The sequence below is a fragment of the Cylindrospermum stagnale PCC 7417 genome (assembly GCF_000317535.1).
In the GTDB taxonomy this organism is placed as follows: Bacteria; Cyanobacteriota; Cyanobacteriia; order Cyanobacteriales; family Nostocaceae; genus Cylindrospermum; species Cylindrospermum stagnale.
In genome coordinates, this window is sequence record NC_019757.1 from 6,747,119 (window position 1) to 6,760,257 (window position 13,139).

Genomic DNA, 13,139 nt, shown 5'->3' on the forward strand with positions numbered 1-13,139 from the left:
TATCCTAATTGTGCCACTTATTATTAAAAATATTTGGCACAATCTAACTACCTGAATTTTCAGGAGTAAGTAAGTAGGCAAAAAGAAATCAAACTATGTTAAGCAAAGTAAAAACTATTGAAATTTGCTCGTAGTGAGGGCTTCAGCCCTCAAAGTAGGGCTAAAGCCCTCACTACCAACCTTGAATTATTTACGCCAACCTACTTAATCAAAATGTCATACAGTGACTTTACTCTAGATAAAGTTAGGAAAAATTTTGGTTTAACCCTTGTTGACAAAGTTGAGATATTTGCCTCTATCCCAGAAGTTGAATGTCCAGCATTACTTGCAGAAGTATTAAAAGAAAATATTATTTTAGCACTTGCTAGTAATACGGAAAAATCCCGTTCAGAAATGATAATTGCACCTATTTTAATCGCTGTCAGAAAATATTTAAACAATCAAATAAGCTTATTTTCAGGTATAGATTTTACTGTAGATTCTGCCCAAGGATTAAATGGAAATTGTGATTTTATCATTAGTCTTTCACCAGAACTATTAATTGTTAATGCCCCAGTTATTACAATTGTAGAAGCTAAAAAAGAAAATATCAACGCAGGCTTAGGACGATGCATAGCTGAAATGTTAGCAGCTAAATTGTTTAATGAACGTGAGGGGAATAACATTCAGACAATTTATGGAACTGTCACCACAGGGACTAACTGGAAATTTTTAAAACTGATTGGGCAGGTGGTTGAAATTGACTTAAGCGAATATTATATTAATGATATAGGTAAAATTATCGGAATTTTATCTAGTATTCTGACAGAAGAAGTATTGTAATATGCTTGTCAAGTCAACCCCTGCTGAACAAAGAACAGTACTACATAACGTTAGCTGGGATACCTTTGAAGCCTTACTGAGAGATACAGGTGAGGATAGAGGTTCTCGGTTTGCTTATGACTGCGGTACTTTAGAAATCATGACTCCACTTTTTGAACACGAAAACCCCAAAAGTAATTTGGGTAACTTTATCATTGCTTTAGCTGAAGAACTGGATATTGAAGTTAGAAGTGCTGGTTCCACAACCTTGAAGCGAAAAGTATCTAAGCGGGGAATAGAACCAGATAATTGTTATTATATCCAGAATGAACCAGCTATTAGAGGGAAGCTAGAACTAGATTTAAAAACTGACCCGCCTCCTGATTTAGCAATTGAAATTGATATTACCAGCAGTTCTGTAAATAAATTTAATATTTATGCAGCTTTAGGTGTAGCTGAACTTTGGAGATATGACGGGGAAATTTTAAAATTTTATCGATTGCTAGAAGGACAATATATTGAATGTGAGTTTAGTATTGCTTTTCCCCTAGTATCGGTGAGTGATATCAGCAGATTTATTCAGCAGAGTAAAAGTATTGGTGAAATTGCCTTGCTGAAATCTTTTCGCGCTTGGGTGAGAGGTAAGATAGGGTAAGTTGATTTTTTTTTACAATACCTATAACAAGATAAAAAATTCAGATGCTTACATACATAATTCTGTTTTTTAAACACTACTTAGATTTGCTAATCTAAGATTTAGTGGAATTGAACATACATCATTCGTTGAATATAAATTTTAAAGGCGGAATCAGCAGTTTTTCCTTTATTATACTAAAAATATTTAATGTTATATCTATAATTTTTACAGCGTCAGCGGACGAAATCTCTTTAATAGGATACCTATAGCTAGGGCTATTATCAATTTCAATTATTGTTTTCAGTTGTTCTAATTCTTCTCTAACTAAGTTTGGGTTATCAAAATAATTACATTGAATTAAGTTATCTTTTATCGAAGTAATCTTATGGCTGTATCTCTTAATGATTATCTCTATTTGCTCAGTTGATATAGCTGGGTTTTGTTGCTTCTCTTTGTCTATAAGACAAGCTTTAAAAAATTTTTCAATAGCTTGACAAATTGGGAAAACTATAATTTGGTAATTGCGCGTAGATTCTAAAATATTTATAGCAACACTTAAATCTTCAATAGCAAAATTGACCCATTCTATTACTCTTGGGTCTAAATATTCACTTTTATCTAAATTTATCATTGATAATCTTTCATAGGCATTTTTTTCTTCTAGGTTTTTTATATTTCTTAAATAAATAATCTTTTGTAGGCAGAATATTGATTCTATATTTTTTTTTCCTTGTCTAAATTCTCTCTCTACTTCCTCAAGGTAATTCTCTACCAAGAAATCTCTGTCTTTCTTAGAAAGGTTTATTATACAATTAATAAATAATTCTGTTTCTTTTGAATAATCGAAAAAATAAATATCTCCTTGAATATAGAAAGGTTTAATCTTCTTTAATGAACATTTTATTTGATTAGGATAGTTAATTTCATACCATTTCTCAACTTGATTCACAAGCTCAAGATTATTAAAATAATTATTACCCGACTTGCCACTAAAATTCCAAAATTTATCTGCTGATTCTTCTAAATTAGGACAAATTTCTTCAATTACTTTGGACTTACGTTCATTTAAAGATAAGTTTTTAATCCTCAGTTCTAAATCAAGCTTTTCTATTTTCGTTTTTAAATTATTATCCAACATTTTTTCACTCCAGAATACTCGCAATATTTATTGCATCACCAACTATGGTTTTTAGATTTTCTTTTTCCTTATATAGCCAATAATTAATTTGTAATTTTGCAAATAGGAACCAATTTTTTAATATTCTTGCCCCCAACTCAACCTTTCCTTCGCGAAATACTAAAGAACGGTATTTTCCCAGTTAAAAACTGCTAAACCTACATGGCGAATTTTCCACAGTAGCTTCATCTGATTTATTTTATAAAAATGTTAAAGTGTATTGGATTGAATTAATTTTACTATTTTGATGGAGAATATCTCCTGATTGATATGGGAGAAAGACGCTTACATAATTCCCCTTGCTCAACAGTATTAGTATAACAAATATCAAGTGGTATAGATCCTTGCTCACTTGAATCTAAACTGGTGAACATTAACAAAGTAGGACGGCGGCGAAGTTGAGCTTCAAACTTTGTAGTTTCACCTGCTTGAAGCTGTATTTTCTCAACGGTAAAGTTATTAGAATAATCTGGCTTTAAGTAACCGTCAACTTGTTTGTAAACCTGATAAGACATATCTAAAATACCCTGAGTCTTGTTACTTCTATTTGTTAGATTACCAGTTACATAAAACTCTCTTGTCTTGATTATGCTGATTAGACGAACATTTTCAATACTGAATTCTTGCTCACTTGTTGAAGATGATGTAGGTAGAGGTTGAGATTTAGATCCACATAGGACACCCAAATCTATATTCCTACCATCTGTCGTCTGCCAATAGCAACTTGTATCAGCATTATTCATGCTTTGGGCTAATACATATTTAGAATCAGTGAACTGTGTAAAGCCAACTTCTAATAAAATTGAGCTAAGGACAGCTAAAGCAATCTTATGGTAGATAGACATACTCGAAAGCCAAAAATATAAAAAACTTAGATGATTATCATCATAATTTTTCTCTCAGAAAAGAATTACTAAAATATGTACTTAATTTTATATAAAGATTAGCTTAAGAATAGCCTAACAAAGATTTTAATAAGAGTATTTACTGAAATAGGACTTACGTACCGTACAAATTTGCCCTCTTTTCAGACTTTTTTGATGCGTCAGGGGACGCATCCTACCCGTAGTGTGCGTTCCCTAACGCACAATTTATCAGACTTTGAATAAATAAAACTGATGACCATATTTATCTTTTTTGTCAGTGCATAAGTCCTAGAAAAGCAATTGCTCATCCTATAAAATACTGCAAATTCCCAAGCTTCTTATTTTTGCGTTCTTCTCTGCGCCTTTGCGCGAGACAAAAAATATTCATACAAGAGGTATAGTTATAAATTATCAGGATTTATTCCTAACTTTCGCAACTCTTCTGCTAACCTTTCGGCGCGTTGTTCAGCAGATATTGCCCGTTCTTCTGGTGATAAATATCTCACACCTTGCTCGTCATACCAATATAACCAATCCCGTGTAATTCCTTGATAGGTTCCCCGTTGATAACCAATTGCTAAACCTATCTCTGCTAACCAAACTGGATTTCCTGGCTGTAATATATATGCGCCATTTACCAAGCGATAAACTTCTAAAGGTGATTTTCGGCGACGTTGAGGATTATAGATAACATAATATAAAATTTCCATTTCAGCATATATTTTCTTTTTGCCGGTATATTCACCGCGCCTTCTGTGAGAAACAATTTCTAACGCCATAATTGGCATTACCTTTTCTTCCCACAACACATAACTTAAACGCAAGTTCTCATCAAAAACTCGCTCAACTCCTAAACTCAAAAAACCATCGGGTACAATTGGCGGCTGTTCGGGATCATAGTAAATACCCATATCCGCGCCGAAAAACCAATCCATGCGGCTGGACCATAACCAAGCTAATATGCTTTCCAGCAAACCGGGAATTAAATGTTGTAGTTGATTATCCACTGGTTCATCGTCAGAGTCAGGTAGATCCTCGGCGGATGGTAAGCAGTGTAATGGGTTGTAATTTAACATGGTGGGGATGCCAGAAATAAACGCAGACATATAGTAAACTTACAATATTGATCATATCTATCCACATAGCTGCTTTTTCTTGCGATAATTTCCAAGGGGCACGCGCTCTCCACTGGTTAATCAAAGGGGGATAGATGACACTTAAGCGGTTGCTTTTAATTGCGCTGACGCTGCTAGCACTCTGGATTTCCAGTGAGTCTTTATTCAGTAGTTGGCAGAAACCTCAGTTCCAAAGTAACTTGGAATTGTACCAAACAAATATTGTGCTAGAAGCGCAGTCCTGGCAACCAGAAGATAGTAACGATGAGAGTTTCCAGGCAATTCGGAAAATGATTGTGGACGAGAAACCCCTGGAAAATGCGACAAAGCAGTATCAGGAAGCACTTCAATCAGTCCAAACTAATTTAGATAAATCGAAAAACCAAATAGCACAACTGCCCTCTCAAGAAGTTGCTGCTTCCTCAGAAACTAAACCCCTACCAAAAATTTCTCGTGTTACCAAAACCTCTGGACAGGGACAGAAACAGCAGTTACAGCAGTCTGTTCAGCAACTGCAAAAATTACTGGATGTTTTAGAATTGCGCCTAGGAATTTTGCAAGCAAAGCAGGGTGAGACGGCTAGCGCCCTCGATACTTGGAGTGAATTAGAAAAGCGCTCAGATGTGAATCCAGAATTTGGGAAAACTGCGATCGCATTAAGCGGACTCTGGAGCAATCCCCCTCGTCTTTTACCAAATGCTCAACAGCTGATTCAAAAAAATTTACAAGGTTGGTTTCGCTCTACAGCTTTGATTCAGTTATACCAACTCCAGCAACGCCAAGACGCTTTATCAACGGTTAAAGCGGCGCAACAAGAAGCTGCTAGTCAAGCGGTGTTGAAGTTAGCGCTGATTGCCACGATTCCCACTTTGTCAGCTTTAATCGGTGTGGTACTGCTGGTTTTTTTAATTGGTCAGCGCTTGCTGAAGGGTAAAGCCTCCTTATTAGCTCAAAATGGCGATTTACCTTGGATAACACCTTGGGGTGGGGAAACCGTTTTACAGGTTTTCGTCCTCGGCTTTTTGTTGATGGGGCAACTTTTTGTCCCCGCAGTGTTAGCGCTCCTGCCGATTCCGCGTTCCGCTGATGTGCGAGTTCAGGCTGTTTACGTCTTGATTAGTTATCTAATGATGGCATCAGGGGCGCTGTTAGTCCTGTATTACTCGATCAAACGCTTTTTCCCGCTGCCAGAATTATGGTTTGGCTTCCGTCTCCAAGGTAATTGGTTTTTGTGGGGACTGGGGGGCTATTGCACGGCTTTACCGATAGTGGTGTTGGTATCGTTGATTAATCAACAATTATGGCAAGGACAAGGTGGTAGCAATCCGCTGTTACAACTAGCTCTGGAAAGCCGAGATGGTGTAGCACTAGGGATATTTTTCTTTACAGCTGCGATCGCCGCCCCGTTATTTGAAGAACTTCTGTTTCGCGGCTTTTTGTTACCTTCCTTAACTCGTTATTTACCAGTGTGGGGAGCCATTCTGGTCAGTAGTTTATTGTTTGCCGCTGCTCACCTCAGCTTGTCAGAAATTCTGCCCCTAACGGCGCTGGGAATTGTCTTGGGATTAGTTTACACGCGATGTCTGACGACAAGCCCCTCCGGGTCTACGCGCAACCTCCTTGCTCCTATGCTTCTCCACAGCCTTTGGAATAGCGGCACATTACTCAGTTTGTTTATCTTGGGTAGTGGCAATAATTAATACTTAAATACCACAGTTGCGAAGAACCGGAAAATTTGCTTATATCTGCATATGTAACATCAATTTACTGGTTATAATTAGCGATAAGCAGGAATAAAATCCTGCTTCGAGCCAAATAGACTAATGGCAAAATTCACTTAAACGATGCTGTTAAAGAGATAACAACGTATTAGGTAAATCACTGACTGGATCTGCATAATTTAAGCCATTAGTGGTGAGAATAGCAGGTGGAAAATTCAGTTTGCACCTATGAAAACGGCGATCAGTAACTGACCGTCGCTGCGCTCCAATCCAAACAAATTAACCGCAGTTCTGAATGTGTGATGACAAGCCGCATCTCTTTCCTTTGGAAATACCGAAGGGCAGGGTAGGACTTGACAGAAGTTCCAAAAGCAGCGAAGACTAACTGCATACGCCTGCGCTTACAAACCCGCAAATTATATCACTATTATGGCCGCGAACTCAGAAAAAGTCCGGACATAATATCGGTGTACTTGTAGAAAGTAGTATGATATGGCAGTTTTTGCCGATTATTGGGGTTAATTCTCCTCAAGAGAAACGTTTAGCCCAGAATATAGCAAATCTCTGATTGTATTGGGATTTGTGACCAGACTTACCAACAGTCCTTGAGGAACGTGTTAGTTTCAGGTGATATTGGAAGACAGCTGTCATCCACTGCTTTCAATATTACCTCTGGAATTGTGGCACGTTAATTTTGGCTATTTATCTTGGGAAATGATTTTCTTATCAGAAGAGTAAAAATACATTTAGCAACCAGATATATTTCTTTATCTTATTACTTAAAATAAAGACTTTAATTTTATACCTCATAGTATCAAGGAGCAGCACAAAATATGGCAAATCTTAACCCCTCTCGCGCTACCAAACAACTTCTAGCTGGTTACTGTGGCATTATTTTTGGGGGTTTTGGGGTGCATAAATTTATTCTCGGTTACACCGCAGAAGGTTTTATCATGCTAGCAATTTCCCTCGTGGGGGGTACATTCACTTACGGCGTTAGCTTGCTGATTATGCAACTCGTAGGTTTGATTGAAGGCATGATCTACTTGAATAAGAACCATGAAGAATTCGTTGATACCTACTTTGTAAATAAGCAGGGATGGTTCTAGAAAATCAACTTTAAATTCAGTATTTTTACTGGTAAATACAGATTTATAGCTATAAATATGCAAATCCTCAAACCTAAACACATTACCTGGATAATGTTACTACTGGTAGGCATGGGCTATTTCAACGTTATGTCTAATTTGGAAATAAACTATTTTTTTAAAAGCATGATTGCCATCATGCCTATCCAGATTCTAGCTATGATCCATATAACTTATTTACGCCCTCGCCGTCATTAACACTCTTTCTGGAACCGATAACTTAAGAAAGTTAATATGATTTACACTCAGTCATAGCTGCGAATTTCGCCTACTCTCGAAATAGAGACGCTTTTTGTCAGGCGTTAAACTTTCGTAGCGTACCTAAACACTTGCTATGCAACTTGTCCCAAAAACTCAGCTAGCCCCAGAATCTGCCCCAATCACAGAGAAAATTATTCTAGATGTTGGCGGCATGAAGTGTGCTGGGTGCGTGAAGGCAGTAGAACGACAGCTAACTCAACAACCAGGAGTCAAGAGCGCTTGTGTGAACCTGGTGACAGAGGTAGCGGTGGTGGAGTTGGAAACTGGTGCAGTAGATGCAGATGCACTGGCAAAGCAATTAACAACAGCTGGATTCCCAACTCAAACGAGGAGGGCTAACGACAAAGTAACGGGTGAGACATCCGCTCTACAAGACCCAGCAGCACGAGGACGCCGAGAAATGCTGGCAGCAATCAGGCAGTTGGTGATTGCTGGGATATTACTGGGGTTGTCGGGAATTGGGCATTTTGGTAACATTGGTAGCTCTATGCTACCGATGCTGAATAACATCTGGTTCCACTGTGGTCTGGCAACAGTGGCGCTGTTAATTCCCGGTCGCCCGATTTTAGTAGATGGCTGGCGGGGCTGGCGGCGGAATATGCCCAACATGAATACCCTCGTGGGCTTGGGAACGCTGACAGCTTATAGTGCTAGTTTGGTGGCGCTGTTGTTTCCGCAAATGGGTTGGGAGTGCTTCTTTGACGAACCAGTGATGATGCTGGGTTTTATCCTTCTAGGACGGACATTAGAACAACAAGCCAGAGGTCGCGCCGCCGCCGCATTTAGACAATTGCTGGCACTCCAGCCACAGATAGCACGATTGATTGCCAACCCAGATGCTGAGAAAATAGGAGCAGGGGCAACTATTGTTGAGATCCCTGCCGAGCAGGTGCGTGTTGGTGAATGGTTACAGGTGCTCCCAGGAGATAAAATCCCCGTTGATGGTGAGGTTCGTTTTGGGCAAACAACGGTGGATGAATCGATGTTGACTGGGGAAGCAGTGCCAGCAATCAAGCAACCAGGAGATATCGTCACAGCGGGAACCCTCAACCAGTCGGGTGCGATCGCTATTCAGGCAACACGTACCGGCAATGATACAACTCTGGCACAAATTGTTGCCTTGGTAGAAGCGGCTCAAACCCGTAAAGCTCCCGTGCAGAAATTAGTCGATACGGTAGCTGGTTATTTTACCTATGGTGTGTTGACAGCTGCTTTATTAACATTCGCTTTTTGGTACTTTTTCGGCACCCATATCTGGACTGATCTCACTATGTCAGGTGGGATGGAAATGATGGGACACTCCCCACTCCCCACTCCCCACTCCCCAATACTAGTTAGCTTAAAATTAGCGATCGCAGTTATGGTAGTCGCTTGTCCCTGTGCTTTAGGACTTGCCACCCCAACAGCGATTCTCGTAGGAACTGGTATGGGTGCAGAACGCGGTCTGCTGATCAAAGGCGGCGATGTTTTGGAAAGAGTACACCAGCTAGACACCGTGGTTTTTGATAAAACGGGCACTCTCACCACAGGTAATCCTACAGTTACAGATTGTCTGGTATTTGAGGAACTCTTTGCTGAGGGCAAAATCAAGGCTCAAGAACTGGGAGCAGAAAGCAAGGGGGAAAATGTCCCTACCCCACTCCCTTCTGCCTCTTCTACTCTTCTCCGACTAGCAGCAGCGGTAGAAAGCGGCACATATCATCCCCTAGCAAAAGCGATTCAACAGTTCGCGCAGCAGCAAAAGTTATCAATCCCTGATGCTGTGGATTTTCACACCGAACCAGGGCTAGGGGTGTCTGCTGTGGTAGAAGGTGTCAGCGTCTTGTTAGGAAACTGGGACTGGTTGAGTTGGCACGGAATTGCGATTAGTGAAAGAGCACAACAGTCCGCTCAGAGATTAGCAGCAGAAGGTAAAACAGTCGTTTGCGTAGCAGTTGGCGGGACTTTAGCCGGATTAATTGCTATCTTTGATACCCTCAGACCAGATGCCCAAGCAGCTGTAGATCAGTTGCGGCAAATGGGTTTACGGGTAATGCTGCTCAGTGGCGATAGATTAGAAGCAGCCGATGCGATCGCTAAACAACTGGGAATAGATAGCGCTGATGTGATGGCAGGCGTCCCCCCAGCGAAGAAAGCAGCTGCAATTGAGTCTCTACAAAAAGGAGGCATCTGGATAACTCCTGACTCTTGTGACCTTAACCTTACTCAGCACTCTGTTGTGGCCATGGTAGGAGATGGGATTAATGATGCTCCAGCTTTATCTCAAGCAGATGTTGGTATTTCTTTACACTGTGGCACAGGAGTAGCTATGGAAACTGCAGAAATTATCCTGATGCGTGATTGCTTGAGCGACGTTGTCGAAGCAATTCAGCTTAGTCGTGCCACATTCAACAAAATTCGCCAGAATTTATTCTGGGCTTTTGCATATAATACAATTGGTATTCCTCTAGCAGCCGGTGTTTTCTTACCCAGTTTGGGTTTTGTTCTTAGCCCATCCAGTGCCGCTGCATTAATGGCATTTAGTTCGGTTAGTGTTGTTACCAACTCAGTTTTATTACGGCGGTTTGCTCATCGCCCATAACATCCTCCCTAGGAGGTAATATTCCCAGGCAAAAACCTAAATTCCCTCTCACGTTAAACTGAGTCATTAGTCAGGTGTTACTCATCTCACAAAATCTATTTAGACTCCTCTCGGAGCACCGATAACCACAAGAGTAGAACCACCATATTCTACTTATGTCTTGGCAATATGCAATTTCAATGCTTATTAGATTCAGTACCACAGACTTTAGTGCGCGAGAATGGCAGGCAAAGAGACTCAAAAAATCTTAACTAATCAAAGTTCCCACAATCATAGTAACTATCTGTCAATGGCAGCAGAAAATGATGAAAACCATCTACTGATTCTTGAAGATGACCAAGGGCGCAAAGAGTTTCCTCTAGAAAACGCCGTCTATTCTATCGGTAGAGACCGCGATTGTGATATCCGTTTGATGTCACAGTTTGTCTCCCGACGCCATGCCACATTAGTAAGATTGCCACGAAAGCATAATAGTCTTAGCTATTATTACCGGATTGTTGATGGTGATGCTAAAGGGCGGCCTAGTTCCAACGGTCTGATGATTAACGGGCGCAAGATCCCAGCCCATGACCTGAAAAATGAAGACGAAATCGTTTTCGGTCCTCAGGTACGGGCTATTTATTACCTACTGAAAAATTCTCAGCGCCCAGGCCAAACTGATTCCAGCGAGTATGACATTACATTAATAAACCCTGGCATGACAGAGGATATGGAGGACTGACAACATACCAATTCAGCTATACATCAGCTATCAGCTTACTTGGATTAAGCTTTAGCTGCTTAACAGAACTAGCTTGACTACAAAGCTAGTTCTGTTAAGCAGACTGCTTACGAAAAAGAAGCCGAGAGCCAAGAATTTTTCATCAGGAAATGAACGCGACGAAGAAAGCTAAATCGCTGAGTAATATGGAAAATTGGTGATAGTAGTCAGAGTAGTTAACAACTTACAAAACCCAGGATCTCACTAATACTGATCTTGACAACTCAATCTCAATATTTCTATCTCCTCGTCTCAGTCTCAGAATCCCCCGACTTCAAGTCGGGAGAATGTTAAAAACACTAATAGCTATCCCGCAAGACTTTCCACCAGATGCCAATGGCGACTATGTTCAATCGCCTGCTTGACGAATTCAAACATTTGTCGGCAGTGATTATCAAGTTGAAGTGGCAGTTCCTCGTTTTTAATCACAATACTCATCCGAGTTTCTGTTTCGGTAGCTGATGATTTATCTATCAGAACTTCCACTGCGACTAACTTAGGAAAGGAAACATTACCAGGAATCTCACGAGCCATAATGTAGTCAGCTGTGTAGTAGTGAACGTCCAACTCACAGTCTTGTAGCAGTTCTATAAGTAACGGCTGGAGATGGCCACTAGGGATAGAAACAATAAATGAACAGGTATAGCGAGCCATAATAGCCCCACGCCTTGCAACACTCCGTCCATCCTATAACACCGCAGCATACAAACGGTAAGTCATTACTAGAAGCCAGATTTTTAGGCTAAAAAATTGATAAAAAACTTTAAAATAAAACTTTGCTAGAGGTGGAAAATGAAAGTAGCAATTACTGGAGCAACAGGATTTGTGGGAAGTCGTTTGGTAGAACGACTCCACAGGGAAGGTAATAGAGTACTGGTGTTAACCCGAAACACCGCCTTTGCTCAAAAGATTTTTCCCTCAGAGGCTTTTCCCAATCTAGAAATAATTGCCTATACTGCGGGTGTCTCTGGTTCTTGGCAAGATGCAATTGCTGGTTGTGATGGTGTAGTTAATTTGGCTGGAGAACCCATCGCTGAGGGACGCTGGACACCAGAACGCAAGCAAGCAATCCTTAATAGCCGGAAACTCGGTACACAAAAAATAGTAGAAGCTATAGCCAAGGCTAGTCCCAAAACGGCTGTGTTAGTCAATGCTTCGGCTATTGGCTACTACGGCACTAGTGAAACTGCTACCTTTGACGAAACTAGCCCGAATGGTGAGGATTTTCTCGCCCAAGTCTGCCAAGCTTGGGAAGCTGAAGCTCAACTCGTGAAAGATGCTGGTGTGCGCTTGGTAATTTTGCGCTTTGGCATTGTTTTGGGCAATGGTGGTGCTTTGGGCAAAATGATTACTCCTTTCAAACTCTTTGCCGGTGGGCCCATTGGCAGTGGTCGGCAGTGGTTCTCGTGGATTCATTTAGATGATATGGTTAGCCTGATTCTTTCCGCTTTAACTAAACCAGAAATGGAAGGCGTATATAATGCTACTGCGCCTAACCCCGTCCGGATGACAGATTTGAGTCAAACTATGGGAAAAGTGATGCATCGCCCGAGCTGGTTGCCTGTTCCGGCTGTAGCACTCGAGGTTCTTTTGGGAGATGGGGCAATAGTTGTTTTAGAAGGTCAGCAGGTCCTTCCCAAGCGCACTTTAGAATCAGGCTTTAAGTACCAATATCCTAATTTGCCCTCGGCTCTGACACAAATTCTTCAATAAATGTCGGTGGTCAGTTGTCAGTTTTTTGTTTTTTGCTACTGATGACTGACTGATCTACTAATTACTAATCAGTCAGAAATTTCTTGGAAATCCAACTGGAAATACCGCTGAGAATAGCGCCACCCATCAAGATGCCTATGGCTGGGTTAAAAACGGGTTGCCATAGTTGATGCCACAAATCCAAACCCAGATTTACGCCAGCGGCATCACCAATAGCTGCGATCGCTAACCAGACAAAACCCAACAAAACTAAGAATACATCCGCGACTAAAAGTAGGTTTAGCCAGTTTAACAATTTATCTTTCATCTTGTAAACGAATAGAGTAAGTCATCTGTAATGAGTAATTGGGAAAAAGGTA

12 protein-coding genes are annotated in these 13,139 nt (G+C 40.6%); 7 read left to right on the plus strand and 5 right to left on the minus strand.

The features are described from left to right. Positions 1 to 213: 213 nt before the first annotated feature. The gene (locus tag CYLST_RS28655; RefSeq protein WP_015211238.1) at positions 214 to 822 is read left to right on the plus strand and encodes a hypothetical protein; all 609 of its coding nucleotides are present in this window, start codon (positions 214 to 216) and stop codon (positions 820 to 822) included. Between the two features lies 1 nt (position 823). Continuing rightward, complete coding sequence (locus tag CYLST_RS28660) at positions 824 to 1,456, plus strand: Uma2 family endonuclease (RefSeq protein ID WP_015211239.1); 633 nt, start codon at positions 824 to 826, stop codon at positions 1,454 to 1,456. Positions 1,457 to 1,577: 121 nt separating this feature from the next. Here the strand turns inward: CYLST_RS28660 and CYLST_RS28665 are convergent, their stop codons facing one another. The 3 genes from CYLST_RS28665 to CYLST_RS28675 form a co-directional block, all read right to left on the minus strand. Beyond that, positions 1,578 to 2,576, minus strand: a complete 999-nt coding sequence (locus CYLST_RS28665) for a HEPN domain-containing protein (protein WP_015211240.1) — start codon at positions 2,574 to 2,576, stop codon at positions 1,578 to 1,580. Between the two features lie 278 nt (positions 2,577 to 2,854). Next, positions 2,855 to 3,460 carry a hypothetical protein gene (locus CYLST_RS28670; protein WP_015211241.1) on the minus strand — a complete coding sequence of 202 codons (606 nt, stop codon included), beginning with the start codon at positions 3,458 to 3,460 and terminating at the stop codon, positions 2,855 to 2,857. Between the two features lie 422 nt (positions 3,461 to 3,882). After that, positions 3,883 to 4,557 carry a Uma2 family endonuclease gene (locus CYLST_RS28675; RefSeq protein ID WP_041233986.1) on the minus strand — a complete coding sequence of 225 codons (675 nt, stop codon included), beginning with the start codon at positions 4,555 to 4,557 and terminating at the stop codon, positions 3,883 to 3,885. A gap of 134 nt (positions 4,558 to 4,691) precedes the next feature. On the opposite strand from CYLST_RS28675, the gene CYLST_RS28680 reads away from it, so the two are divergent. The 4 genes from CYLST_RS28680 (at position 4,692) to CYLST_RS28695 (ending at position 11,028) form a co-directional block, all read left to right on the plus strand. Next, positions 4,692 to 6,296: a CPBP family intramembrane glutamic endopeptidase gene (locus CYLST_RS28680; RefSeq protein ID WP_015211243.1), complete on the plus strand. Its 1,605-nt coding sequence runs from the start codon at positions 4,692 to 4,694 to the stop codon at positions 6,294 to 6,296. An 854-nt stretch (positions 6,297 to 7,150) separates the two neighbouring features. After that, positions 7,151 to 7,426: a TM2 domain-containing protein gene (locus CYLST_RS28685; RefSeq protein ID WP_015211244.1), complete on the plus strand. Its 276-nt coding sequence runs from the start codon at positions 7,151 to 7,153 to the stop codon at positions 7,424 to 7,426. Positions 7,427 to 7,799: 373 nt separating this feature from the next. Beyond that, entirely contained in the window at positions 7,800 to 10,307 is a 2,508-nt protein-coding gene (locus tag CYLST_RS28690; RefSeq protein ID WP_015211246.1) for a heavy metal translocating P-type ATPase, read from the plus strand. Positions 10,308 to 10,527: 220 nt separating this feature from the next. Next, positions 10,528 to 11,028: an FHA domain-containing protein gene (locus CYLST_RS28695; RefSeq protein WP_015211247.1), complete on the plus strand. Its 501-nt coding sequence runs from the start codon at positions 10,528 to 10,530 to the stop codon at positions 11,026 to 11,028. 345 nt (positions 11,029 to 11,373) lie between these two features. On the opposite strand, the gene CYLST_RS28700 is transcribed toward CYLST_RS28695, so the two are convergent. Further along, positions 11,374 to 11,721 (minus strand): hypothetical protein, encoded by a 348-nt coding sequence (locus CYLST_RS28700; RefSeq protein WP_015211248.1) that lies wholly within the window; start codon positions 11,719 to 11,721, stop codon positions 11,374 to 11,376. Between the two features lie 138 nt (positions 11,722 to 11,859). Between CYLST_RS28700 and thyD the strand changes: the two genes are divergently transcribed. Continuing rightward, positions 11,860 to 12,780: a thylakoid membrane protein ThyD gene (thyD, locus tag CYLST_RS28705; RefSeq protein ID WP_015211249.1), complete on the plus strand. Its 921-nt coding sequence runs from the start codon at positions 11,860 to 11,862 to the stop codon at positions 12,778 to 12,780. Between the two features lie 64 nt (positions 12,781 to 12,844). On the opposite strand, the gene CYLST_RS28710 is transcribed toward thyD, so the two are convergent. Next, entirely contained in the window at positions 12,845 to 13,087 is a 243-nt protein-coding gene (locus tag CYLST_RS28710) for a hypothetical protein (RefSeq protein WP_015211250.1), read from the minus strand. Between the last annotated feature and the right edge of the window lie 52 nt (positions 13,088 to 13,139).

What these genes read in the sequence shown, in the direction of transcription:
- CYLST_RS28660 (WP_015211239.1), top strand. Translation starts at nt 824, where the DNA reads ATGCTTGTCAAGTCAACCCCTGCTGAACAAAGAACAGTACTACATAAC.
- CYLST_RS28700 (WP_015211248.1), bottom strand. Translation starts at nt 11,721, where the DNA reads ATGGCTCGCTATACCTGTTCATTTATTGTTTCTATCCCTAGTGGCCAT.
- CYLST_RS28680 (WP_015211243.1), top strand. Translation starts at nt 4,692, where the DNA reads ATGACACTTAAGCGGTTGCTTTTAATTGCGCTGACGCTGCTAGCACTC.
- CYLST_RS28670 (WP_015211241.1), bottom strand. Translation starts at nt 3,460, where the DNA reads ATGTCTATCTACCATAAGATTGCTTTAGCTGTCCTTAGCTCAATTTTA.
- thyD (WP_015211249.1), top strand. Translation starts at nt 11,860, where the DNA reads ATGAAAGTAGCAATTACTGGAGCAACAGGATTTGTGGGAAGTCGTTTG.
- CYLST_RS28665 (WP_015211240.1), bottom strand. Translation starts at nt 2,576, where the DNA reads ATGTTGGATAATAATTTAAAAACGAAAATAGAAAAGCTTGATTTAGAA.
- CYLST_RS28655 (WP_015211238.1), top strand. Translation starts at nt 214, where the DNA reads ATGTCATACAGTGACTTTACTCTAGATAAAGTTAGGAAAAATTTTGGT.
- CYLST_RS28690 (WP_015211246.1), top strand. Translation starts at nt 7,800, where the DNA reads ATGCAACTTGTCCCAAAAACTCAGCTAGCCCCAGAATCTGCCCCAATC.
- CYLST_RS28675 (WP_041233986.1), bottom strand. Translation starts at nt 4,557, where the DNA reads ATGTTAAATTACAACCCATTACACTGCTTACCATCCGCCGAGGATCTA.
- CYLST_RS28710 (WP_015211250.1), bottom strand. Translation starts at nt 13,087, where the DNA reads ATGAAAGATAAATTGTTAAACTGGCTAAACCTACTTTTAGTCGCGGAT.
- CYLST_RS28685 (WP_015211244.1), top strand. Translation starts at nt 7,151, where the DNA reads ATGGCAAATCTTAACCCCTCTCGCGCTACCAAACAACTTCTAGCTGGT.
- CYLST_RS28695 (WP_015211247.1), top strand. Translation starts at nt 10,528, where the DNA reads ATGGCAGGCAAAGAGACTCAAAAAATCTTAACTAATCAAAGTTCCCAC.